Below are 22,153 nucleotides of genomic sequence, written 5' to 3' on the forward strand. Positions count from 1 at the left end.
CGCGATCAGCGATTAGAAGCCGCCTGACTCCAGGTTCCAACAAGCTTGACAGGCATCGCTTCCTGGGGAACGTCCGCGACTCCGAGTGGTCTGGTTGCCCACGGCGGGCGATGCGGATCTGGGCCAGGTATGAGAAACTGCCGTCCTTTCGCCGACGCTTCCTGATCGTCGCCACGCGAATCTCCCTGATATACCAAATCGCCAGAGCCCCGTGTGCCAAAAATGTACCAACCCATGGCGAAAAACAGGGCTCAACCACTAAATATGTACAGTTATGACAGATAAGGCAACCGCCACAACCCGCATGGATACTGACACCGCGCGCCCTGCGCTGGACAGGACTTTCTCCGTGGCGCCGATGATGGATTGGACGACCCGCGACTACCGCGCATTCGCCAGAACCCTGACGCGGCGCGCCCTGCTCTACACCGAGATGGTCACCACCGGCGCCATCCTGCACGGCAGCCCGCGCGACCGTTTCCTGGGGTACGACGATGTCGAGCACCCCCTCGCCCTGCAGCTCGGCGGCAGCAATCCCTGCGAGCTCGCCGAGTGCGCGGCCATCGCTGAGGCCTGGGGCTACGACGAGGTGAACCTCAACGTCGGCTGCCCCAGCGATCGTGTCCAGAACAACCTGATCGGCGCCTGCCTGATGGGCCACCCCGAAAAGGTGGTGGCGGCGGTGCGCGCCATGGGCGACGCGGTGTCGATCCCGGTCACCGTGAAATGCCGCATCGGCATCGACGACCAGGACGAGGACGCCGACCTCGCGCGCTTCATCGCCATGGTTGCCGATGCCGGCTGCAACACCTTCATCGTGCATGCGCGCAAGGCGTGGCTGCAGGGCCTTTCCCCCAAGGAGAACCGCGACATCCCGCCGCTCAACTATCCGCGCGTGCATCGCCTCAAGGGCAGTCGACCGGAGCTGCATATCGGTATCAACGGCGGCCTCAAGACGCTGGGCGAGTGCCGCGAACAGCTCTCGGCCGTCGACAGCGTGATGGTGGGCCGCGAGGCCTACCAGAACCCCTGGCTGCTGGCCGGTGTCGACGAGACGCTCTACGGCGAGCCAGGGCCGGCCGCGAGCCGCCATGCGGCCGCGCGCGCCATGCGCCCCTATATCGCCCGCCGGCTCGAGGAAGGCGCCAAGCTTAACCACGTGTCTCGCCACCTGCTGGGCCTGTTCCAGGGCCAGAAAGGCGGTCGCCGCTTCCGTCGCCACCTCTCCGAGCATGCCCATCGTGAGGGGGCCGGCCTGCAGGTCTTTGACGATGCCCTGGGGCTGGTGCCCGAGGCCCCGCCCGCAGTGGCCATCGCCTGATTCAGTAGAGCGCGTCGGGTGGCGGGGTGAGGCTGGAGTGGAAATCCTCCACGGCGCTCTCCGCCTCCTCGATGGCATCGAAGCGGGCGATATGAAAAAGCGCCTCGCCTTCGTTGGCCAGCGGGAGCCGGCTCATGCCGATCACGATACCGTCGGCCATGGCGGTCACGGCCTCCTCGGCGTTGCCGAAGGGGTCGGCCACCTTGCCCAGCACGTCGCGCTTGGCGACGCGAGCGCCAAGGCGCACCCGCGGGCGCAGGATGCCGTCGATGGGTGCCCGAGCCCAGCTCGAGCCGTTGGCGATCTCCGCCCCCGGTGGCTGACGGCGGCGGTGCTCCCCGGTGAGCATTCCCAGGCGACGCATCACCCGCAGCACCCCACGCACCCCCGGAGTGATCGCCCACTCGTCGAAGCGCAGCGCCTCACCCGCCTCGTAGGTAAGCACCGGGATGCCACGGTTCTGGGCGTAGTGGCGCAGGCTACCCTCGCGCAGCTCGGCATTGAGGATCACCGGCGCACCGAAGGCGTTGGCCATGCGTTCGGTCTCGCCGCCCGCGGTCAACTGAGCGCGGATCTGCGGCAGGTTGGTGCGGTGGATCGCGCCGGTATGCAGGTCAATGATATGGGTGGCGTGATCGACGATCGCCTCGCGGAACAGCGCGGCCACGCGACCACCCAGCGAGCCCGACTCGCTGCCGGGAAAGCAGCGGTTGAGGTCACGGCGATCCGGCAGGTAGCGGCTGTGCTGCACGAACCCGAAGACGTTGACGATGGGCACCGCCACCAGGGTCCCGCGCAGCCCCTGGAGCTGTTTGGAGCGCAACAGGCGACGCACGATCTCCACTCCGTTGATCTCGTCGCCGTGGATACCGCCGCATACCAGCAGCACCGGACCGGCCTGTCGGCCGTGCACCACCTCGACGGGAATATGCAACGGCGCGTGGGTGTACAGGCGCGCCACCGGCACGTCGATCTGGGTCCGGCTGCCCGGCGCCACGCGGACACCAGCAAGGGTAAAGGGGGTACGAGCCATGCACACTTCCTGTTAGCGAACACTGTTTCGCCCTTTATACCGGCCCTGTGCGCAAATGACGAGCCGCCCGGCGGGCCGGACAATAAAGATACAGCGATGAATGTAAAAGACCGCGGGCTCGCGTAGAATGACGGCCAGAGTGCAATGAACGATGCCGTGAAGAGGAGCGTGCCATTCCATGGCCCGACGCACCAAGGCCGAAGCCGCCGCCACCCGTGAGACGCTGCTCGACGCCGCCGAGGCGGTCTTCTTTGAAAAGGGCGTGGCCCGCGCCTCGCTGGAGCAGATCGCCCGCCAGGCGGGCATGACACGCGGCGCCGTCTACTGGCACTTCCGCAACAAGGCAGACCTCTTCCGCGCCCTGCTCGAGCGCGTGCGCATGCCCTTTCAGGAGCTTGCCGAGGAGATCGATGCGCCAGGACTCGACGCCGTGCCCCTGGAGGCGGTCCGCCTTGCCTGCCAGCGCGGCTTTCAGCGCCTTGATCGCCCCGAGTATCGCCGCGTCTACGCCATCCTCATCCATCGCTGCGAGTTCTTCAGCGACATCGATCCCATCGCCATGCAGCGCGAGATGGCCAAGGAGTCCCTTGGCGCCCTGACCGACTACTTCACCGCCGCCCACGCCCGCGGCCAGCTGCGTGACGACCTTTCCCCGGCCATCGCCGCCGAACTCCTGCAGTCGTGTCTCGGCGGGCTCTTTCACGACTGGTTGCGCAGCCCCGAGGCCTTTTCCATCCAGGCGCGCGGCATGATCCTGGTGGAAGCCCTGCTGCAACTGGTCGCCGCACCCCGAAGCTCGTCAGGGTGAGTTTGCCGGGCCGCCGTTGCCTGCCTGGCGCTTGAGGCGCAGGCGGCTCAGCCGGGTGCGCGCATCAAGGAAATCGCGCTCCGCCACGCTGCGAAAGGCGTCCTCTTCGGCCACGAACTTGACCAGTACGCGACGCTCCCCGGCGTGGGGCATGCTCTCCGGCTTGCCGTGCAGGCGCACCTGGCACGCCGGGTCGTCGGCGAGGCTCGCCGTGGTCCAGCCTTCGGCATCCGGCTCCGCCTGCACCTCGACGCACTCGCCCAACAGGCTGCGCCGATGGCTGGAGGCGTGGCGATGGAACCAGCGATGCAGGGCATGGCAGAGGGCGCTGGCCAGCGGCGAGGCCAGGGCGAAGGCTGCCCACAGCACGGCCACGCCCAGCGGAATGCGGAACAGCCCCAGCGGCAGCCAACGCAGCACGGCGAGCTCCACCGCCAGGGTGAGGGCCCCGGCCAGCACCACCAGCACGCTGAGCGCGACACTTGCCGGCACGCCGGCAAACCCCAGCGCCACCAGGGTGCTTGCCAAGTGATCGCCCTTGAGGCTGTCGTGCTCGAAGAGCTCCAGCGGCGCCACGCGCAGCAGCACCAGCAGCCAGTAGAGCGCCGCCAGCATCAGCAGGATGCTGAACACCACCATGGGGAAACTCAGCGCGATCTGGCGAACGGACTCCATGCACACCTCCCGTGTCGGTCGTTAGCCGGCAAACGGCTCTGTTGTCTTAGCCTAGCCCATTGCCCGCGGTGGCGAGCGATGGGCTGACAGGGGTCACGCCGACTTGCTCTCGGCACGTCGCCCCGTCGCCTCCTGGCCTTTGAGCCTGTGCCGCAGCCAGTCGGAGATCGCCGCGATCATGGCGTAGAAACTCGGCACGAAGAAGCTGCCCAGCACCGCCACCGTGGCCATGCCCACCGCCACGGTGGTGCCGATATGATGGCTGCTGGTAGCGCTTGCTCCAGTGGCCAATGCCAGTGGCAGGGTGCCGAAGATGAACGCCAGCGAGGTCATCACGATGGGCCGGAAGCGCAGCTGGGCCGCGGAGATGGCCGCCTCGCGGATCGACTGGCCCTGCTCCTTGCGCTGCAGCTCGGCGAACTCGACGATGAGGATGGCGTTCTTGGCCGCCAGCCCCACCACCACCAGCATGCCGATCTCCACATAGACGCTGGTGTCGAGCCCACGCAGCACGATACCGCCGATGCCGCCGAGGAAGGCGAAGGGCGTGGCGGTGAGCACCGCCAGTGGCAGCGACCAGCTCTCGTACTGGGCCGCCAGGATCAGGAACACCATCAGCAAGCCGAAGACGATGGCCAGGGTGGCGGTGCTGCCCATCTGGGTCTCCTGGTAGGCGGTGCCGGTCCAACCCATCCCCCAGTTGTCGCCCAGGGTTTCCTGGACGATCTCCTCCATGGCGGCGACCGCCTGGGCGGAGCTGTAGCCCGGCGCCGGGCCGCCCTGGAACTGGGCGCCCAGGTAGACCCCGAAACGCGACACCACCGCCGGCTTGGCCTGCCGCTCGAGGGTCACGAATTCCGAGAGCGGGATCCGCTCGCCGTTGCCGCCGCGCACGTAGACGCTGGCGATGTCGTCCGGCGTACGGCGGAACTCATCCTCGTTCTGCAGATAGACCTGGAAGTTGCGGTTCTGATAGCTGAAGTAGTTGACGAAACCGGTGCCGAAGGTGTTCGACAGGGAGGCGTAGAGATCCGGTAGTGCCACGCCGTAGCTGAGCGCCTTCTGCTGGTCGATCTCGGCCCGGTAGCCCGGCACGTTGACGTTGAAGGTGGTGAACACTCGCTGCAGCGCCGGATTCTCGCCAGCTGCCTGCATCACCTGCATCGCGGCCTGGAAAAGCTCCTGGGAAGAGACGCCCTCGAAGGATTGCAGGTAGCCGGTGAACCCCCCGGTGGTGGAGAGTCCCATGATCGGCGGCATGTTGAAGGCCATGGCCGAACCGCCAGGCGTCTGGGCACCGAGCTGCATGATCTGACCGACCAGTTCATTGGCGGTCAGCTCACGCTCGCCCCAGGGTTTCATGTTGATGAACATCACGCCGCGGGCGGTGTTGACCGCACTGGAGAGGATGTCGTAGCCCGCCACGGCAGAGCTGTACTCGACCCCATCGATCTCCTCGATCTGGGCGCTCAACTCGGCCATGTAGTCCTGGGTGCGCGCCAGGGAGGCGGAGTCCGGCAACTGTATGCTGGCCAGCACGATGCCCTGGTCGGTCTCCGGCACCAGGGTCGAGGGCGTGCTCTGGTAGAGCCACCAGGCGCCGCCGATCACCAGGGCGGTGAGTAGCAGCGCCAGGCCCCAGAAGCGCACCAGCACCTTGACCACCCACATGTAGACGGCGGTAATGGCAGCGAAGAGGCGATCGAAGAGGCGCAGCGGGGTGTTGATGGCTCGCCGAAATGTCGTTTCATTGCCGTTTACCGGCTTGTGCTTGATGAAGATCGCCGACAGGGCTGGGGTGAAGGTCAGCGCCATCAGCGCCGAGAAGGCCACCGACACGGCCACGGTGAGGGCGAACTGCTGGTAGATCTGCCCGGTGAAACCGCCCAGAAAGGCCACCGGCACGAACACCGCGGCCATGATCAGCGAGGTGGCGATGACCGGGCCGCCCACCTCCTTCATGGCGCGAACGGTGGCCTGGGTGACGCTGATCTCTTCGTCCTCGCTCAACACCCGTTCGACGTTCTCCACGACCAGGATGGCGTCGTCCACCACGATGCCGATGGAGAGCACCAGGGCGAAGAGCGTGAGCAGGTTGATCGAGAAACCAAAGGCGTAGAAGCCGGCAAAGGTGGCCAGCACCGAGACCGGCACCACCGACATGGCGATCACCGTGAAGCGCCAGTTCTGCAGGAAGATGAACAGGATGACGCCGACGATCAGGAAGGCCTCGATGAACACCTTGGTCACGGTGTTGACGGAGGCATCGATGAACAGGGTGGTGTCGTAGGGCACCACCTGCTCGAGCCCGGGCGGGAAACGCCCCTCCAGCTCGGCCATAGTCGCCTTGACCGCCGCGGCCGTCTCCAGGGCGTTGGCCCCGGGCTGCTGGTTGATGATGATCGGCGACATGGCCGCGCCGTTCAGGCGGGCATCCACGCCATAGAAGGAGGCGCCGAGTTCGATGCGCGCCACGTCATGCAGGCGCAGTGCCGACCCGTCCGGGTTGGTGCGCAGGAAGATCTCACGGAAATCGTCGACGTCGCTTAGCCGCCCCCCCGCCGTGATGGTATAGCTGAAGGCCCGCGGATCACTCTGCGGCGTCATCGCCAGGCTGCCCGCCGGCACCTCGGTGTTCTGTGCGCGGATGGCGGCGGCCACCTCGGTAGGCGTCAGGTCATACTGGGCCAGCTTGTCCGGATCCATCCAGATGCGCATGGCAAACTCGCCACCCCCAAGCACCTCGGCATTGCCGACACCGGGCACCTGGCGCAGTTCGTCGAGAATATTGAGGGTCGCATAGTTCTGCATGTAGATGTTGCTGTAGTCGCCTTCAGGCGAGATCAGCGCCACCAGCATCAGGATCGAGCTCGACTGCAGTTCCACCGTCACGCCCTGAGCCTGTACCGCCTCGGGCAGCTGAGACAGCGCCCCCTGCACTCGGTTGTTGACGTTGATGGTGTTGATGTCGCCATCGGTGCCGATGTTGAAAGCCACGTTGAGGCTCATGGTGCCGTTGTCGGCACTGGTCGAGGTCATGTAGAGCATGTCCTCGACGCCGTTGATCGCCTCGGCCAACGGCGCGGCCACCGTCTGGGCCACCGTCTCGGCATCGGCGCCGGGGAACTGGGCCTGCACCGAGACCGTGGGCGGCACCACGCTGGGGTACTGCTCGATGGGCAGTACCCGCATGCTCATCACCCCGATCAGCGTCAGGATGATCGCCAGTACCGAGGCGAAGATCGGCCGCTTGATGAAGAAGTTGGAAAAGCTCATGGGGCGTCGTCTCCGCCGGCCTCAGCCTGTTTCGGCTCGCCGCTATCAGCCGCTTCACCCTGCGGCGACTGGCCACCCTGCTGGGGTGCACTGCCTTGCGGCAAGCCGCCCTGCTGCTGAGCGTTAGCCTGCATGGACTGCTCGACAAGCTGCTCGGCGTCCCCATCGAAGGGCAGCGGCTCGATGGTCGTGCCGGGCTCGACGCCGGCCAGATTGCCGACCACCACCCGCTCGCCGGCCTCCAGGCCGCCGCGAATGATCTGCCAGGGGCCGGCCACCTCGCCCAGTTGCACGGTGCGGGCCCGGGCCACGCTCTCCTCATCGAGCACGAACACCTGAGGGCCCATCAGCCCCTGGCCGATGGCGATCTCGGGCACCGCCAGCACGTCGAAGCGCTTCAGCCCTTCCAGGCTCACGCGCACGAACTGGCCCGGCAGCACGCGCGCCTCGGGATTGGAAAAGGTGGCGCTGGCCTGGACGGTACTGGTGGCCTCGTCAAGCCGCGAGCCGAGGAAGTCGAGGCGCCCCTGCAGGGAGGAAGCCTCGCCGCCGTCCATGCTCGGCACCCGCAGCACCGCAGTGATCGACTCGACGGGCTGCTCGCCCAGCTGACGACGCAGCTCGAAGGCGTCGCGCTGGGGCAGCTGGAAACGCACCTCCAGCGGGTCCAGGGGCGTGACGGTGGCCAGTTCGGTGCCGTTGCTCACCAAGTTGCCCACATTGACCTGCGACAGGCCGATCATTCCCGCCACCGGCGTGGTGACCTCGGCATGGCGCAGGTCGATCTGGGCACTCTCCAGCGCCGCCTCGGCCTGGGCCACGGCCGCCCGGGCCACACCCAGTTCGGCGCGAGCCTGGTCGACCTGCTGGCGGCTCACCGAATTCTGGTTCAGCAGCCGCTCGAAACGCTCGGCATCGCGCTGGGCACGGGCCAGCTCGGCGCGCGCGCTCTGCAGGTCGGCTTCGCGCTGGTTCACCGCCGCCTGGTAGACATCCGGCTCGATGGTAAAGAGCCGCTCTCCCGCCGCCACCAACTGGCCGGGCTCGAAATGGCGCGCCTCCAGTGTCCCCGTGACCCGCGCCACCAGGGTGACCTCGTCATCGCTGCGCAAGAGCGACGGGTAGGATTTCTCCAGGGCGATGTCCCGGGGTGCCATCGTCGCGACCTCCACCGGGTGCGGCGGCCGCTCCTGGCCGCCGCCCTGCGGGGCCTGCTGGGGCGCCTCGTCCTGACCGCAGGCGGCCAGCAGAAAGCCGGCCGCCAGCACCCAGAGGGCCGTGCGGCCGGTACGGAACAGGGTTTTCATGGTTGCTGTCGTTCCCGTTGAATGCGTCAAGATGGGCGAATCTTACATTCATACATGTATGAATGTAAACGTTAGACCGCTAACCAACAGCCACGTGACGGCGCGCGCCGCCTTACTGGGGCGTGGGCGGCTCGCCGATCTCCAGCCCGGCGTCAAAGGGGCTGCCCTCTTCCCTGCCCTCCTCCGGGAGGGTGAAGGAGACACTCTCGCCATCCAGCCAGGCGTTGACCTCCTGAATGGCTGAGGCATCGAGGGTGCCCGCCTGCTGCCGCAGGGTCAGCAGGTTGATCACATAGTCGTAGCGCGCGCTGGCGTGATCGGCGATGGCGTTGTAGAGGTTTTGCTCGGCGTTGAGCACGTCGACGATGTTACGCGTACCCACCTCGTAGCCGGCACGGGTGGCATCCAGGGCGCTCTGGTTGGAGACGATCGCCTGGGCACGCGCCTCCACGGTGGAGACATCGTTGCTCACCTGGGTGTAGCGCGAGCGCACCTGCTGGATGGTATCGCGGCGCTGCGCCTCCAGATCGTACTGACTCGACTCCAGCAGGTAGGTGTTCTGCCGCACGCTGGCCCGGGTGCGTCCGCCGGTGTACAGCGGCATGTTGAGCCGCAGCCCCACCTGGCTGTCGGCGTTGTGACCCGCCAGGGCATCGCTGTCGCTGTCGGAGTACTGATAGTTGGCGAAGGCATTGACCGTGGGCAGGCGGCCGGCCTGGGCAATATCGACACTGCTGCGCGACACCGCGACGCCGGCCTGGCTGGCCAGCACCAAGGGGCTGTTCTCCATGGCCAGCGCCACCCAGGCATCGCGCTCGGCGGGCGTCGGCGGGGTGATGGGCATCGCCTCGCCCAGCGCCTCGATGCTGGCATAGCGTTCCCCCGTCAGGCGCTCCAGGGCCTCGAAATTGACCTGGAGGTTGCTCTGGGCGGTGATGCGCTCGGCCCTGGCCTGGTCGAAGGCGGCCTGGGCCTCATCCACTTCGGTGATGGCGATCAGGCCGACATCGAACTGCTCGCGGGCCTGCTCGAGCTGGCGACCGATGGCGCGCTCCTGGGCGCGGCGTGCCTCGAGGATCTCGTAGGCGCGCAGGATCTCGAAATAGGCTGTGGCGACATCGATCAGCACCTGCTGCTCGGTGGCGGCCAGCTGGTAGAGCTGCTGGTCGATCTGGCGCTCGGCGCGCTCCACTTCGCGGCGGTTGCGGGCATCGAAGAGCGCCTGGGTGGCCTCGAGCCCCAGACTCAGGCTGTTGGTGCTGTCGTCCTCGGCCACCCCTGCACCCTGGCCGCCGCCCGGAAAGGGCCCGTCCGCACTCTGGCTCTCGTACTGGCGATTGTGGGCCACGCTGCCCGTGGCACTCAGCTGCGGCAGCAGATCGGCACGCTCCACCTCGCGCCCGGCCTCGACGCTACCCGACTGGGCGCGGGCCGAGGCCAGCTCGGCGTTGTTCTCCAGAGCATCGCGGGCGATGGTCAGCAGGTCGGCCGCCTGAACGGGGGCCACCAGGGCCGAGGCGATCAGCGCGGGCAGCAGGGCTCGCCGGGCCAAGCGCCCACTCGTCAGGCGGGTACGGCGGGGACGCATCATCGGCTCATCCTCAATCAGCAAGTCGGCAGGTTTACATACATTGTCGCATGTTGCGGCACTGAGTCCACCTCGGCGCAACGCAAGAAGTGTGAATCCGGGCTGCCGGCAAGCCACGGATTCAGCTATGCTGCAACGCAGTATAGCGACCGATGGAGACCACATGGACGCTCTGGAACTGATCCGGGTGCGCGGACTGGAAGTCGCCGTGCGTGTCTGGCACCCCCGGGCACCGCGCACCCTGATCGCCTGGCACGGCCTGGCTCGCCACGGCGGCGACTTCGCCGACTTCGCCCGCCACCTCGGTCCGGGCTGGCGGGTACTCGCCCCCGACACCCCCGGGCGCGGCCTGTCGAGCTGGTCGCTCTACCCCGCCCACGAGTACCTCTACGCCCACTACATGAAGGTAGCAGTCGCCGTGCTCGACCACTTCGGGCTGGACGCCGTCCCCTGGGTCGGCACCTCCATGGGTGGGCTGCTCGGCCTGCTGCTGGCCGCCGAGCCCGACACCGCGCCGCGCATCGAGCGCCTGGTACTCAACGACGTGGGCCCCGAGCTCGACCCCGACGGCCTCGCCCAGCTGGCGCTCTACTTCGGCATGCCACACCGCTTCTGCACCTTCGGCCAACTGGAGGCGGAACTGCGCCGACACTACACCGGCTTCGGCATCGAGGGCGACGATGCCTGGCGGCGCCTCGCCCTGGGCAGCGCCCGGCGCCTGCCCGACGGCAGCTGGACCTACCACTTCGATCCGCGCATCGGCGAGCAATTCGTCCACGATACCCCACGCGACACCTGGGCGGACTGGGCAGCGATCCGCTGCCCGCTGATGGTGGTCCGCGGCGAGCACTCGCCGCTGCTCACCGCCGAGAGCGTGACCCGCATGGCCGAGGTGCAACCGGGGCTCGTCACCCTGGAGGCGCCCGGCTGCGGGCATGCTCCCATGCTCGACCGGCCCGGCCAGGTGAAGCCGGTGGCGCACTTTCTCGCCCGCGGGCGCTGGCGCTTCCACCTCGGCAAGCCACACCCCGAGATGCCGCTGTGGCAGCGCAGCTGGCAGTGGCTGCGCGACCTGGCACGGCACTGAGGGCCTACCCGGCTTCCAGGCGGCTCACCGCCCGCTCCACCGCGCCGCGATAGCCGCCACCGAACAGCAGCAGGTGATTGAGCAGCGGATAGAGCTGAAAGAGCGTCTCGCGTCGCGGCCAATCGCCGGGGGCATCGCCATCCCAGTAGGCTGCGAAGAACGCCTCGCTCGGCGCGCCGAAGAGCGTCAGCATGGCGAGATCCACCTCGGGATAGTGGCGATAGACCGCCGGGTCGATGATCGCCGGCCCCTGCGCGGTAAAGAGGACGTTGCCCGACCAGAGATCGCCGTGGACCAGGCTCGCCGGCGCATCCGGCAGCCAGGCCTCGAGATCGCCGGCCAGGCGCTCGATGCGCCCGCGCAGGCGGGCGTCGAGCAGCCCTTGCGCATGACAGCCTTCCGCCAGCGGCAGCAGGCGCCGCTCGCGCTGGAAGGCGCGCCCGTCGGCGAGCGGCGCATTGGGCTGCGGGGTGCGCCCGCAGGCATTGTCACGTGTCCAGCCGTGGGTCTCGCCGGTCACCGCATGCAGCCGCCGCAGCCCCTCGCCCAGTGCCGTCTCATCACCACGGTGCCGCGAGGCCGTGGCCAGGGCCTCCATCACCAGGTAGCCGTCGCCTTCGGCGACCACTTCCGGCACCACCAGACCGCTTGCCGCCTCGCGCAGGGCGCGCAGGCCGTCGGCCTCGCCGGCCAGCCGCTCGGGGTCGTCGCGCTTGACCACCACCTCGCCCTGGTCGGTGTCGAGCCGGTAGACGGCGGCGATGTCGCCGCCACCCAGGGGGACGGGCTCACCGCGCGGCCGCATCCCGGCCGCGGCAAGCAGGGTTTCCAGGGACGCCTCCATGGACAGCCTCCGCAACTTCGTCGAACCTGAGTCACGAGGGTCGCCGCCCCGGGCGATGCTGTCAAAGCCGCACCGAGCTGCGACCGGCCAGGCCCGGCGGTGCGACAGCCGGAAAGACCAAGGAGGAGAATCCCATGTACAAGCTAGCGTTCTTCGTGCCGGTCGAGGACGCCGAGACGGTCAAGGAGGCGGTGTTCGCCACCGGCGCCGGGCGCATCGGCGACTACGAGGCATGCTGCTTCCAGACCCCGGGCACGGGGCAGTTCCGCCCTCTGGCCGGCGCCAACCCGCACATCGGCGAGGTCGACACCCTGGAACGGGTGGAGGAACTCAAGGTGGAGCTGGTATGCGAGGATGCCCTGATCCACGACGCTCTGACTGCGCTGAAGGGCGCCCACCCCTACGAGGAGCCCGCCTACGACGTCTGGCGCCTGGCCGACCTGTAAACGACGACGCAAGTGGTGGGCTTGTTCCGGCGACAAGCCTCCGGAGGGCCGGTCCCACACGAGGGGGCTGTGAATCCCTCCGTGGACGCCACCTCTGCCATCCCTGGCAAAGGCCCCTCGCTTCGCCTTGTCCCCGGGGCCCGCCATCGCGGGTGGTATGCCTATTTGCGCTAGATGAAGCCGAGTAGACGCGGCAGGAAGAGCGACAGTTCGGGCACGAAGGTGGTGATCAGCATCACCGGAATCCCCACGAAGGCGATCAGCTGCAGCGCCGGCGCAAAGGTCTTGTGGATCGACACCCGGCCGATGCGGCAGGCCATGTAGAGGATGGGCGCCACCGGCGGACTGTTGGCGCCGATCACCACCGAGCAGGCGACGATGGCGCCGAAGTGCACCGGATGGATGCCGGTGTCCACCATCAGCGGCAGGAACAGCGGGGCCACCACCACCGTCACCGAGACGTCGTCGAGAATCGCGCCGGCCACGATCAGGAAGACGTTCACCGCGATCAGGATCAGCAAGGGGTTCTGGATCAGGGTGGTGATCAGCTCGGTGAGATCCTGCGGCACGCGCTCGAAGGCCAGGATGCGGCCGATCATGAAGGAGAAGAGCAGGATCAGGATGATCGAGCCGGTGGTCTCCGAGGCGGCGATGACGCTGCGCGAGAAGTGCCTGAGCGACTGGTCGCGATAGACCAGAAAGCCGATGACGATGGCCGCGAAGGCCGCCACGGCCGCCGCCTCGGTGGGGGTGAAGACCCCGCCGTAGATGCCGCCCAGGATGATGAACGGCAGGCTCAGCGCCGGCAGCGCCCGCCAGGTGGCGCGCCCCTTGGAGGGCGCCTGGCCGTTGACCAGCCCCTCGCCGGCGACCTCCTGGAAGAGCCGGCCCGCGGCGAAGCGGTTGGCCAGGATCAGCCCCAGGATCAGCAGCAGTGCGGGGCCCACCGTGGCGGCGAACAGCGCCGCCACCGACTGCCGGGTGACCACCGCGAAGAGGATCATGGTGATCGACGGCGGGATCAGGATACCCAGCAGCGAGGAGATCCCGAGCAGCGCCGAGGCGTAGCCACGCGGATAGCCGCGCTGCTCCAGCGGGCCGATCATGATGGTGCCGATGGAGGCCACCGCCGCGGTGGCGGTGCCGGCGATGGCCCCGAACACCCCGGAGGCCAGCACCATGGAGGCGCCCATGCCCCCGCGGCGCCGGCCCACCAGGGTCTCGATGAAGGTGACCAGGCGACTGGCGATGCCGCCGCTCTGCATCAGGTAGCCGGTCAGCACGAACAGCGGCAGGGCGATCAGGATCACCGAGTCCACCGAGCGGAAGCCCTGCATCATCAGGGTGTCGAGGTTGGCGTCGTAGGCCAGCGCCAGGTAGGCGAGCACCCCGGCGAAGGACCAGGCGACGGGCACGCCCAGCCCCATCAGGAGCAGCAGCAGCAGGATCGCGAACAAGCCTTCCATCACGACTCCTCCCCGGCCAGCGCATAGCCGGAACGGGCACCGCGCAGCTCCGCGATTCCCTGCCTGACATCGCGCAGCGCGTAGCAGAAGCAGCCAACGCTGGCGAACATGATGGCCGCCTGGGAGACCCACAGCGGGATCGACAGCTCCGGGGTATGCTGGGGCCGCTGCACGCCCCAGGCCAGCATGCGCAGGGCCCAGTAGACAAAGCAGGCGCTGATGATCGCCACGATCACCGCCACCAGGGTCTTGTGCAGCGCCTTGACCCGAGCGTCGCGCAGCTGCAGCTCGAGGAAGTCCACCACCAGGTGTTCGCGGCGCCGGCTGGCGATCAGCGCGCCGGTCATGTAGAGCCACATGCCGGCGAGCATGACCAGCTCCAGGGTGCCGACCAGCGACCAGCCGAAGACGTAGCGCGCCAGGATCAGGAAGAGCATTAGCCCCACGACGAGCAGGCTCGTCACGAAGGCGACGGCGTTGAGCAGCCAGCCGACCTTCTCGTCCAGGGCCTTGAGGAAACGTTGCATGAGGAGGCCCTCACAACGGGGGTGCCGGCCCGGGAATCGGACCGGCACCGGGTTCAGGAGGACAACGTCACAGCGGGGCGGCGTTGGTGCGGATGGTATCCATGATCTCGGCACCCAGCTCCTCCTCCATGAGCGGCCAGACCTGCTCGCGAGCGCGGCGGGCGAAGTCGTCGAGGGTCTCCTGGGGCAGAGCGAAGTACTCCATACCGTCTTCCTGGGCCTTGGCGATGTAGTGCTCGTCGCGCTCGCGGGCCGCAACGAACTGCTGCTCCATGACCTCGCGCGCCGCTTCGCTGACCACCTGCTGGTGCGCCTCGCTCAGGCGCTCGTAGGAATCCATGTTCATGGTCAGGATGCCGGTCATGAAGAAGTGCTTGGTGTGGACGTAATAGTCCAGGGTGTCGCGGAAGTACTCGTAGGGCCAGTAGATGACGTTGCCCGCCTCGCCGTCCACCACGCCGGTCTGCAGCGCGGTGTAGACCTCGCCCCAGTCGATGGCGGCGGTCTGGTAGCCCAGGGCCTGCATGGTCTGGGGTGCCGGGAAGACCGTCATGGTGCGCACGGTCAAGCCGTCGGCCCCCGCCACGTCCAGCGCGTACTGGCCACGCGAGGCCACGCCGTTGAAGCCCTCGGGCCAGGGGCCGAAGAACTTCAGGCCGATGTCGGCGAAGATGCCACCGAGCAGCTCGTTGACCCAGCCGCCCGGGCTGTAGGCGTCGATGGCCTCCTCCCAGGAGCGCGTCATGTAGGGGGTGTAGATGACCCCGATCCGCTTGTCGTAGGAGGTCATCGGCCAGCTGAGCATCATGTCGACGCCGCCAGCCACCAGCAGGTCGAAGACCTCCTGCTGGCCGCCCAGCTCGTTCTGGTAGTAGACCTCGACCTCGAGCTCGCCGCCCGACTTCTCCTCGATCAGTCGGCTCCATTCGTCGAGGGTATCGCCGGCCGGTGAGCCCTGGGTGCCCGAATCGGTGGCCAGGCGCAGGGTCGCGGCCTCGGCATCGAGGGTGGCCCCAGCGAGGAAAAGGGCGGCGGAGAAGGCGGTGGCGGTGGGAAGCAAGGCTCCCTTGTGCAGAAGGGTCATGACGGTGTCTCGCGGGCTGTTGTGATTGGCAAGCTCTGTTTACCGCCCGCCGAAAAACCGGTCAACGTACCTGCGAGAACCGCTAGAAAAGCGGTTTCGACTGCATAAAACCAATCATCTAGCTTTTTTCGCTGAGTTTTGGCGAATACACACCCGCCTTCACTTATTTCGGCGGCAGAATGACGCAAAGCCGCAAGACGGCACCCGCTTCGCCATGTCGTCTTTGTCTGCCTCGAGGTCGTATCAAGACAGGGTCGGGGCTCTGCCGTGCCGGCTCACACGGCGTGCCGGTGGCTGGAGGTGTGGCGGAGCCCGGCCTATCATGCAGGGTTCAACACCCCTTTTCCGATCAGGAGGATACCGTCATGCCCATCGCCATGATCACTGGTGCCACGTCCGGCTTCGGTCGCGCCGCCGCCCGCCGCTTTGCCGCCGAGGGGTGGTCGCTGATTCTCACCGGCCGGCGCACCGAGCGCCTCGAGGCGCTGAAAGCGGAGCTGGGCGACCAGGTTGAGGTGCTGGCCCTGACCTTGGACGTGCGCGACGCCGAGGCCGTGGCCCAAGCCGTGGAGGCGCTGCCGGCAGCGTTCCGGGGGGTGACCTGCCTGGTCAACAACGCCGGCCTGGCCCTGGCCCCGGCACCGGCCCAGCAGGTCGACCTCAAGGACTGGCACACCATGATCGACACCAACATCACAGGGCTGGTCAACGTCACCCACGCCCTGCTGCCGCGGCTAATCGAGAGCGGCGCCGGCGCCAGCATCATCAACATCGGCTCGGTGGCCGGCAGTTGGCCCTATCCGGGCAGCCATGTCTACGGCGCCACCAAGGCCTTCGTCGAGCAGTTCAGCTACAACCTGCGCTGCGACCTGCAAGGTACTGGCGTGCGGGTCACCGACATCGCTCCGGGGATGTCACAGACCGAGTTCACCCTGGTGCGCACCAAGGGCGACCAGGCCGCCTCCGACAAGCTCTACGCCGGCACCACGCCGCTTCAGCCCGAGGACATCGCGGCACAGATCGTCCACGTGGCCACCCTGCCCGCGCACATCAACATCAATCGCCTGGAGGTGATGCCGGTCCGCCAGGCCTGGTCGCCGTTTGCCATCGACCGGGACTGACGGCGCCGCTCAGGCGCTGCCGAAGTAGCGCTCGCGATCCTCGGGGGTGATGTCGCTGATGTGCAGCGGGAAGCGGGCCTCGCCGCGGTCGGCGAAGAAGTGGCGCAGGGTGCGCTCGATGGTGGGAAAGGCGAGTTCGCCCCAAGGGATCTCGTGCTCTTCGAACAGCGCCACCTCGAGGCTCTCCGGGCCGGCGGCGAAGTCCCCCGCCAGGTCGGCGCGAAACATCATGTAGACCTGGTTGATGTGCGGCAGGTTGATCAGGGTGTAGAGGCCATGAATGCATACCTCCGCACAGGCCTCCTCCCGGGTCTCGCGGGCCGCCGCCTCGACGGTGGTCTCGGCGTTCTCCATGAAGCCGGCGGGCAGGGTCCAGAAGCCGCGACGAGGGGCGATGGCGCGCCGGCACAGCAGCACCCGCGAGCCGCTTACCGGCAAGGTACCGGCGACGATGCGCGGGTTCTGGTAGTGAATGGTGCCGCAGGCGTCGCACAGGTAGCGCGGCCGATCGTCGCCCTGGGGAATCGCAAAACGCACCGGTTGGCCACAGTGGCTGCAGAAGTTCATGGGACTCCCTGACAGGCTGGCGAGCGGCGCGGGCACCGCCCGGCTGCGGGCTTGACGCCAGTCACGCGGCCCGGGTAGAAGGAATCAAACCCGATGGAACGTCCATGTTAGAGAATCTTCGCGAACGCCTGCAAGCACACGCCCCGCGGCGCCTCGCCTCTGGCGGCGTGCCTCAGGCGGCGGTGCTGATGCCCATCGTCGACCGCCGTGAGCCGACGCTGCTCTTCACTCGGCGCGCCGCCCACCTGGCGACCCACAGCGGCCAGGTCGCCTTTCCCGGGGGCAAGCGTGAGCACGGCGACGCCGACCTGCTGGCCACGGCACTGCGCGAAGCCGAGGAGGAGATCGCCCTGCCGCCGGCGCGCGTCGAGCTGCTCGGCCGGCTGTCGGACGTGATCTCGCTGCACGGCATTCGCGTGACTCCCTACGTCGGCCTGATCCCGCCGGGCCTGCCGCTCACCCCCGACCCCACCGAGCTGGACGCCATCTTCGAGGTGCCGCTGTCGCTCTTCCTCGACGACCGTCGCCACCATACCGATGTCATCCCGGTCGATGGCCGCCCCCACTACGTGCCCAGCTACCACGCCGCCGGCCAGGTGATCTGGGGGCTCTCGGCGATGATGCTGGTGGAACTGCTCGCCGAGGGCTTCGCTCGCCCGGTGAGCCTCTACCACGAACCCGCCGAGGGGCGACTCTGCTACTTTCCCAACCGCCAGGTGATGGTCCGCGAGGACCTCTCGTCCACCTCCTGAGGCCGCCCATGCAAGCCCTCCACGCCCCTCCGGCCCTGTCGCCGGCGATCCTGCCCGAGCTGGTCGACGCCCTGGTCGACCAGGGCTGGTACGTCGGCGAAGGCGCCCTGGACAGCACGCTGTGCCATGAGCTCCATGCGGAGCTGCGGGCGCTGGCCGAGCAGGACGCCCTGGCCGTCGCCGGCATCGGCCGCGGCACCGAGCACACCCTGCGCCGCGACATCCGCGGCGACGCCATCCACTGGCTGGATCGCGAGAGCCTCGCCCAGCGCCGCTACCTGGAGGCCATGGGCGAGCTGCAGCGCGAGCTCAACCGGGCGCTGTTCCTGGGGCTCTTCGAGTACGAGGCGCACTTCGCCCACTACCCGCCCGGCGCTTTCTACCAGAAGCATGTCGACAGCTTTCGCGGCCGGGTCAACCGGGTGGTCTCCACGGTGGGCTACCTCAATCCCGACTGGCCCGCCGACGGCGGCGGCGAAATGGCGATCTTCGCCGCCGACGACCCGCAGCGCGAGGTGGCCCGGGTAGCGCCGAGGGCCGGCACCTTCGTCTGCTTCCTGGCCGAGACGGTGCCCCACGAGGTGCGGCTTACCCGCCTGCCGCGAGCGAGCATCGCCGGCTGGTTCCGGCGCAACGCGTCGCTGGACGGCCGGGTGGACCCGGCACGCTGATGATGAACGGCGACGACAGGCAGCGGACGCGCCTGGCCGAGCTGGAGGCGCGCTGCACCGCCCTGGAGGACGAGAACGCCGCGTTGGCGCGCGAAAAGCGCCACTACCGGTGGCTGGCCGAGAGCACCACCGACCTGATCTCGCGCCATGCCCGCGACGGCACCTTCCTCTACGCCTCCCAGGCGGCCCGCGACCTGCTCGGCTACGAACCCGAGGAGCTGATCGGCGTCTCCGCCTACGACCTCTTCCATCCGTCGGACCTCGCCGACCTGCTCAACAAGTCGCCGCGGGTCTACTACCGCGACGGCTTCTACCAGCAGACCTACCGCTTCCGCGCCAAGGACGGCCGCTACGTGTGGTTCGAGACGACCAGCCGTACCCGCCGCGACCCGACCACCGGTGAGCTCCTCGACATCCTGTGCGTCTCCCGCGACGTCAGCCGCCGCATCCAGGCCGAGGCCAACCGCGAGCGCCTGGCGCGGGTGGTGGAGTCGACCACCGACTACGTGCTCTTCGCCGACGGCACCGAGCGGCTCTTCTACTCCAACGAGGCAGCGCGGCGCCTGCTGGGCCTGCCGCGGGAAGGCGCCGAGGTGCAGCTCGAACAGGCCTACACACCGGCCTCGCTGGCCATCCTGCGCGAGATCGTGATGCCCGCCGTGGCCCGCTACGGCTCCTGGAGCGGCGAGCTGGCCATGCGCAGCGCCCGCGGCGAGGTACCGGTGCTCAGCGTGGTGCTCGCGCATCGCGGGCGGGGTGCCGCCGCGGACCACCTCTCCCTGCTCAACCGCGACATCAGCCTGCGCCAGGCCGCCGAGGCCCAGGCGCGCCGTCACCAGGAGCAGATCGCCCACGCCAACCGCCTGGCCACTACCGGCGAGCTCGCCTCCAACATCGCCCACGAGCTCAACCAGCCGCTGGGCACCATGGCCAACTACGCCAGCGGTGCCCTGCTGCAGCTCGCCGCCGACCCCGACCGCCCGGCGCGAGACCTGGAGATCCCGCTCACCCGGATCAACGACCAGGTGCAGCGCCTCGCCGAGCGCGTGCGCCACATCCGCACCTTCGTGCGCAAGGGCCAGACCCGGCCGCGCCCGACGGCCCTGCTCGCGGTGGTCGATGCCGCCTGCCGGCTCTGCGAGTGGCAATACCAGCAGGGCGGCGTGGCGCTGGAGCACGCGCTTCCCGAACGGCTGCCCCGCGTGCTCGCCGACCCGGTGGCCCTCGAGCAGGTGCTGATCAACCTGCTGCTGAACGCCCTGGAAGCGAGTCGCGACCACCCGGGTGCCACAAGCGTGTCGATCCGTGCCTACCGCTCGGGCCCGCGGGAGGTGACCGTCACGGTCAGCGACCAGGGCCCGGGCATCGCCGCCGCGCAGGCCGCTCATCTCTTCACGCCCTTTCACACCACCCGTGACGAGGGCCTGGGCATGGGGCTCGCCATCAGTCACTCGCTGATGGAGGCCATGGGCGGCAGCCTGCGCCTCGTCGACAGTTCCGGGGGAGCCACCTTTGCGGCTACACTGCAAGCCGAGCCCGGCCCCCTTCCCCGGCCCGGCACCGCCTGACGTTCTCGATGACTGGCCGACCCGGAGCCCCGCGTGCCCCACGCCACTGATCCCCAGCCCTGTATCGCCGTGGTCGACGACGATGACGGCCTGCGCGAGTCCCTTGCCTGGCTGCTCGATTCCGTGGGCCTGGCCACACGCGCCTACGCCGACGGCGACGCCTTTCTCGCCGCCCCGGCCGATAGCCATGCGGTGGTGTTGCTCGACGTGCGCATGCCCGGCCTCTCGGGGCTGCAAGTCCAGCAGCGCCTCAACGAGCGCGGCGACGGCGCCCCGGTGATCTTCATGACCGGCCACGGCGACGTGCCCATGGCGGTGGCGGCACTCAAGGCCGGCGCCTTCGACTTCATCGAGAAACCCTTCAACCACCAGCAGCTGATCGACACCGTGCAGCAGGCCCTGGCCGAGCACCAGCAGAGCCGCGAGGCGCAGTCCCGCCTGGAAGTGCTGCACGACCGCTACATCGCCCTGCGCCCCAAGGAGCGGCAGATCCTGGTGCACGTGGCGGAAGGCATGACCAGCCGCGAGATCGCAGCCCACCTCGGGGTCAGCACCAAGACCGTGGAGGTCTACCGGCTGCGTGCCATGAAGGCGCTGGGCGCGGCCAACCTCGCCGAGCTGGTGCGCCTGTGCGTGGCGTTGGGGCTGGTGGAAGCGCTGCCCGGCGGCGACTGAGCCGGGCGGGAAAGAATCATACCTCCAGGGCGTCGATAAAACCCTGCTTGAGCCCCAGGTGCTCGTAGATGCCGCCGGCCTCGCTCTCCACCTCAGCCAGCTCCGCCTCCGGTTCGGGTTCCGGCGCCGGCTGGATGGCGACGACCTGGCCACCGGGCGCGTCGATGACACCGCGCAGCTGCTGGTAGTCGAGCGCCATGGCCTGGCCCTCGGCGTCGGCGGACTGGCCGAGCAGGGTCAGCGCCTCGAGCAGCTGCGACATGCCGTTCTCCTGCGCCTCCAACGGCTCGTAGGCCTGCACGTAGGGTTGACCCTCGTGCCAGCCCGCCTTGATCGGCTGGTCGATGATATGCACCTGGGTGCCCACGGGGATGCGATCGAACACCGAAGCGATGTCCTCGGGGAACATGCGGATACAGCCCCGGCTGGCGCGCATGCCGATGCCGTCCGGTCGGTTGGTGCCATGAATCAAGTAGCCGTCGAAGCCGAGCAGGATGGCGTGATCGCCGAGCGGATTGTCAGGCCCCGGCGGCACCACACGGGGCGCCTCCTCGCCGCGCGCTTGCGCCTCCTCGCGCACCGACTCGGGGGGATACCAGGCGGGGTTCTCGATGCGCATGGTGGTCTTGGTCTTGCCGAGCGGGGTATCGAACCCCTCACGGCCGATGCCGATGGGGTAGGTCTCGACCCGCGGCGTCTCGCCCTCGCCCACCTCGGGATAGTAGTAGAGACGCAGCTCGGCGACGTTGATCACGATCCCCTCGCGTGGCACCGGGGGCAGCAGCCGCTGCGCCGGGATCACCACCTCGGTGCCCTCGCCCGGCATCCAGACGCTGACCTCGGGATTGGCACGACGAATCTCCTCGTAGCCCACGTTGTGCTCGCGGGCGATATCGAGCAGCGTCACATCGGCACGTGCCTCGACGGTGTAGTCCTCGCCGATCAGGTCGCCCGCCTCGGGCAAAGGGAAGTGGCCCTTCGGCCAGTCGTCCGCCGGCTCCTCCGCCTGTACGGAGCCCACCATCAGGCCAAGGGTTGCGAAGAGGCACAGACACCAGAGTCGAAACGGGAAGAAGGCGCGCATGTTGGCAGAACGTCCACTGGTAAAGGTAAGCGAACAGTGTTCCATGCCATTCCCGCTCCCGCAAGGTATGCTCAGCCGACCAGACAGTCCAGAGGACGAGGACGTTCAAAAAAGGCAAAGACACCAGGAACCTAGGTCCCGCACACAGCTTGTCTAGGCCAGCATGTAGTGATACAGATCAAGAAGCGTCGCAGCGGTTTGCACTACGCTGAGGTGGCGTCCTTCTGGATAGGAGGCCCTAGCATGGCATCGA

At 68.1% G+C, this 22,153-nt stretch carries 20 protein-coding genes; 9 read left to right on the top strand and 11 right to left on the bottom strand.

Annotated elements, in window-relative coordinates; all coding sequences use genetic code 11:
• Positions 1-304 precede the first annotated feature (304 nt).
• Complete coding sequence (gene dusA / locus FEF15_RS16350; protein ID WP_276208218.1) at positions 305-1,321, top strand: tRNA dihydrouridine(20/20a) synthase DusA; 1,017 nt, start codon at positions 305-307, stop codon at positions 1,319-1,321.
• Between the two features lies 1 nt (position 1,322).
• Here the strand turns inward: dusA and FEF15_RS16355 are convergent, their stop codons facing one another.
• Positions 1,323-2,354: a succinylglutamate desuccinylase/aspartoacylase family protein gene (locus tag FEF15_RS16355; RefSeq protein WP_163560232.1), complete on the bottom strand. Its 1,032-nt coding sequence runs from the start codon at positions 2,352-2,354 to the stop codon at positions 1,323-1,325.
• Positions 2,355-2,532: 178 nt separating this feature from the next.
• Here FEF15_RS16355 and FEF15_RS16360 point away from each other — a divergent pair, with 178 nt between their 5' ends.
• Positions 2,533-3,162 (top strand): TetR family transcriptional regulator, encoded by a 630-nt coding sequence (locus FEF15_RS16360; RefSeq protein ID WP_163560233.1) that lies wholly within the window; start codon positions 2,533-2,535, stop codon positions 3,160-3,162.
• Here FEF15_RS16360 and FEF15_RS16365 read toward each other — a convergent pair.
• The 4 genes from FEF15_RS16365 to FEF15_RS16380 form a co-directional block, all read right to left on the bottom strand.
• Positions 3,154-3,837 carry a hypothetical protein gene (locus FEF15_RS16365; RefSeq protein WP_163560234.1) on the bottom strand — a complete coding sequence of 228 codons (684 nt, stop codon included), beginning with the start codon at positions 3,835-3,837 and terminating at the stop codon, positions 3,154-3,156. The two genes, FEF15_RS16360 and FEF15_RS16365, sit on opposite strands and share 9 nt — an antisense overlap.
• Positions 3,838-3,930: 93 nt before the next feature.
• Positions 3,931-7,113 (bottom strand): efflux RND transporter permease subunit, encoded by a 3,183-nt coding sequence (locus tag FEF15_RS16370; protein ID WP_163560235.1) that lies wholly within the window; start codon positions 7,111-7,113, stop codon positions 3,931-3,933.
• Complete coding sequence (locus FEF15_RS16375; protein ID WP_163560236.1) at positions 7,110-8,420, bottom strand: efflux RND transporter periplasmic adaptor subunit; 1,311 nt, start codon at positions 8,418-8,420, stop codon at positions 7,110-7,112. The genes FEF15_RS16370 and FEF15_RS16375 overlap by 4 nt, the downstream gene beginning before the upstream one ends.
• A 112-nt stretch (positions 8,421-8,532) precedes the next feature.
• Positions 8,533-10,011, bottom strand: a complete 1,479-nt coding sequence (locus tag FEF15_RS16380; protein WP_163560237.1) for a TolC family outer membrane protein — start codon at positions 10,009-10,011, stop codon at positions 8,533-8,535.
• A gap of 160 nt (positions 10,012-10,171) precedes the next feature.
• Between FEF15_RS16380 and FEF15_RS16385 the strand changes: the two genes are divergently transcribed.
• Positions 10,172-11,095, top strand: coding sequence for an alpha/beta hydrolase (locus FEF15_RS16385; RefSeq protein ID WP_163560238.1), 924 nt, complete (start codon positions 10,172-10,174; stop codon positions 11,093-11,095).
• A gap of 4 nt (positions 11,096-11,099) precedes the next feature.
• Here FEF15_RS16385 and FEF15_RS16390 read toward each other — a convergent pair whose 3' ends face one another.
• Positions 11,100-11,939, bottom strand: coding sequence for a fructosamine kinase family protein (locus FEF15_RS16390; RefSeq protein WP_163560239.1), 840 nt, complete (start codon positions 11,937-11,939; stop codon positions 11,100-11,102).
• Positions 11,940-12,073: 134 nt separating this feature from the next.
• Here FEF15_RS16390 and FEF15_RS16395 point away from each other — a divergent pair, with 134 nt between their 5' ends.
• Positions 12,074-12,385, top strand: a complete 312-nt coding sequence (locus FEF15_RS16395; RefSeq protein WP_163560240.1) for a YqfO family protein — start codon at positions 12,074-12,076, stop codon at positions 12,383-12,385.
• A 170-nt stretch (positions 12,386-12,555) separates the two neighbouring features.
• Here FEF15_RS16395 and FEF15_RS16400 read toward each other — a convergent pair whose 3' ends face one another.
• The 3 genes from FEF15_RS16400 to dctP form a co-directional block, all read right to left on the bottom strand.
• Positions 12,556-13,851: a TRAP transporter large permease gene (locus FEF15_RS16400; RefSeq protein ID WP_163560241.1), complete on the bottom strand. Its 1,296-nt coding sequence runs from the start codon at positions 13,849-13,851 to the stop codon at positions 12,556-12,558.
• Positions 13,851-14,378 carry a TRAP transporter small permease gene (locus FEF15_RS16405; RefSeq protein ID WP_163560242.1) on the bottom strand — a complete coding sequence of 176 codons (528 nt, stop codon included), beginning with the start codon at positions 14,376-14,378 and terminating at the stop codon, positions 13,851-13,853. The genes FEF15_RS16400 and FEF15_RS16405 overlap by 1 nt, the downstream gene beginning before the upstream one ends.
• Positions 14,379-14,445: 67 nt before the next feature.
• Positions 14,446-15,462, bottom strand: coding sequence for a TRAP transporter substrate-binding protein DctP (gene dctP, locus FEF15_RS16410; RefSeq protein ID WP_163560243.1), 1,017 nt, complete (start codon positions 15,460-15,462; stop codon positions 14,446-14,448).
• 365 nt (positions 15,463-15,827) lie between these two features.
• Between dctP and FEF15_RS16415 the strand changes: the two genes are divergently transcribed.
• Positions 15,828-16,583, top strand: a complete 756-nt coding sequence (locus tag FEF15_RS16415) for an SDR family NAD(P)-dependent oxidoreductase (RefSeq protein ID WP_163560244.1) — start codon at positions 15,828-15,830, stop codon at positions 16,581-16,583.
• 9 nt (positions 16,584-16,592) lie between these two features.
• Here the strand turns inward: FEF15_RS16415 and FEF15_RS16420 are convergent, their stop codons facing one another.
• Positions 16,593-17,150 carry an NUDIX hydrolase gene (locus tag FEF15_RS16420; protein WP_163560245.1) on the bottom strand — a complete coding sequence of 186 codons (558 nt, stop codon included), beginning with the start codon at positions 17,148-17,150 and terminating at the stop codon, positions 16,593-16,595.
• A gap of 104 nt (positions 17,151-17,254) precedes the next feature.
• On the opposite strand from FEF15_RS16420, the gene FEF15_RS16425 reads away from it, so the two are divergent.
• The 4 genes from FEF15_RS16425 to FEF15_RS16440 are packed head-to-tail and all read left to right on the top strand — an operon-like array spanning position 17,255 to position 20,816.
• Positions 17,255-17,902, top strand: a complete 648-nt coding sequence (locus FEF15_RS16425; protein WP_163560246.1) for a CoA pyrophosphatase — start codon at positions 17,255-17,257, stop codon at positions 17,900-17,902.
• Between the two features lie 8 nt (positions 17,903-17,910).
• Positions 17,911-18,573 (top strand): 2OG-Fe(II) oxygenase, encoded by a 663-nt coding sequence (locus FEF15_RS16430; RefSeq protein ID WP_163560247.1) that lies wholly within the window; start codon positions 17,911-17,913, stop codon positions 18,571-18,573.
• The gene (locus FEF15_RS16435; RefSeq protein WP_163560248.1) at positions 18,573-20,141 is read left to right on the top strand and encodes a PAS domain S-box protein; all 1,569 of its coding nucleotides are present in this window, start codon (positions 18,573-18,575) and stop codon (positions 20,139-20,141) included. Before FEF15_RS16430 ends, FEF15_RS16435 begins: the two co-directional genes overlap by 1 nt.
• Positions 20,142-20,174: 33 nt before the next feature.
• The gene (locus FEF15_RS16440; protein ID WP_163560249.1) at positions 20,175-20,816 is read left to right on the top strand and encodes a response regulator; all 642 of its coding nucleotides are present in this window, start codon (positions 20,175-20,177) and stop codon (positions 20,814-20,816) included.
• A 16-nt stretch (positions 20,817-20,832) separates the two neighbouring features.
• Here the strand turns inward: FEF15_RS16440 and FEF15_RS16445 are convergent, their stop codons facing one another.
• Positions 20,833-21,840, bottom strand: a complete 1,008-nt coding sequence (locus tag FEF15_RS16445; RefSeq protein ID WP_240454203.1) for a L,D-transpeptidase family protein — start codon at positions 21,838-21,840, stop codon at positions 20,833-20,835.
• Between the last annotated feature and the right edge of the window lie 313 nt (positions 21,841-22,153).

Source organism: Halomonas sp. NO4 (assembly GCF_010994375.1).
Classification (GTDB): Bacteria; Pseudomonadota; Gammaproteobacteria; order Pseudomonadales; family Halomonadaceae; genus Halomonas.

Excerpts from the sequence above, each read along its gene's own strand:
- FEF15_RS16360 (WP_163560233.1), top strand. The coding sequence starts at position 2,533 with ATGGCCCGACGCACCAAGGCCGAAGCCGCCGCCACCCGTGAGACGCTG.
- FEF15_RS16445 (WP_240454203.1), bottom strand. The coding sequence starts at position 21,840 with ATGGTGGGCTCCGTACAGGCGGAGGAGCCGGCGGACGACTGGCCGAAG.
- FEF15_RS16405 (WP_163560242.1), bottom strand. The coding sequence starts at position 14,378 with ATGCAACGTTTCCTCAAGGCCCTGGACGAGAAGGTCGGCTGGCTGCTC.
- FEF15_RS16430 (WP_163560247.1), top strand. The coding sequence starts at position 17,911 with ATGCAAGCCCTCCACGCCCCTCCGGCCCTGTCGCCGGCGATCCTGCCC.
- FEF15_RS16380 (WP_163560237.1), bottom strand. The coding sequence starts at position 10,011 with ATGATGCGTCCCCGCCGTACCCGCCTGACGAGTGGGCGCTTGGCCCGG.
- FEF15_RS16420 (WP_163560245.1), bottom strand. The coding sequence starts at position 17,150 with ATGAACTTCTGCAGCCACTGTGGCCAACCGGTGCGTTTTGCGATTCCC.
- FEF15_RS16435 (WP_163560248.1), top strand. The coding sequence starts at position 18,573 with ATGATGAACGGCGACGACAGGCAGCGGACGCGCCTGGCCGAGCTGGAG.
- FEF15_RS16370 (WP_163560235.1), bottom strand. The coding sequence starts at position 7,113 with ATGAGCTTTTCCAACTTCTTCATCAAGCGGCCGATCTTCGCCTCGGTA.
- FEF15_RS16415 (WP_163560244.1), top strand. The coding sequence starts at position 15,828 with ATGCCCATCGCCATGATCACTGGTGCCACGTCCGGCTTCGGTCGCGCC.
- FEF15_RS16425 (WP_163560246.1), top strand. The coding sequence starts at position 17,255 with ATGTTAGAGAATCTTCGCGAACGCCTGCAAGCACACGCCCCGCGGCGC.
- FEF15_RS16365 (WP_163560234.1), bottom strand. The coding sequence starts at position 3,837 with ATGGAGTCCGTTCGCCAGATCGCGCTGAGTTTCCCCATGGTGGTGTTC.
- FEF15_RS16385 (WP_163560238.1), top strand. The coding sequence starts at position 10,172 with ATGGACGCTCTGGAACTGATCCGGGTGCGCGGACTGGAAGTCGCCGTG.
- FEF15_RS16375 (WP_163560236.1), bottom strand. The coding sequence starts at position 8,420 with ATGAAAACCCTGTTCCGTACCGGCCGCACGGCCCTCTGGGTGCTGGCG.
- FEF15_RS16355 (WP_163560232.1), bottom strand. The coding sequence starts at position 2,354 with ATGGCTCGTACCCCCTTTACCCTTGCTGGTGTCCGCGTGGCGCCGGGC.
- dctP (WP_163560243.1), bottom strand. The coding sequence starts at position 15,462 with ATGACCCTTCTGCACAAGGGAGCCTTGCTTCCCACCGCCACCGCCTTC.
- dusA (WP_276208218.1), top strand. The coding sequence starts at position 305 with ATGGATACTGACACCGCGCGCCCTGCGCTGGACAGGACTTTCTCCGTG.
- FEF15_RS16390 (WP_163560239.1), bottom strand. The coding sequence starts at position 11,939 with ATGGAGGCGTCCCTGGAAACCCTGCTTGCCGCGGCCGGGATGCGGCCG.
- FEF15_RS16395 (WP_163560240.1), top strand. The coding sequence starts at position 12,074 with ATGTACAAGCTAGCGTTCTTCGTGCCGGTCGAGGACGCCGAGACGGTC.
- FEF15_RS16400 (WP_163560241.1), bottom strand. The coding sequence starts at position 13,851 with ATGGAAGGCTTGTTCGCGATCCTGCTGCTGCTGCTCCTGATGGGGCTG.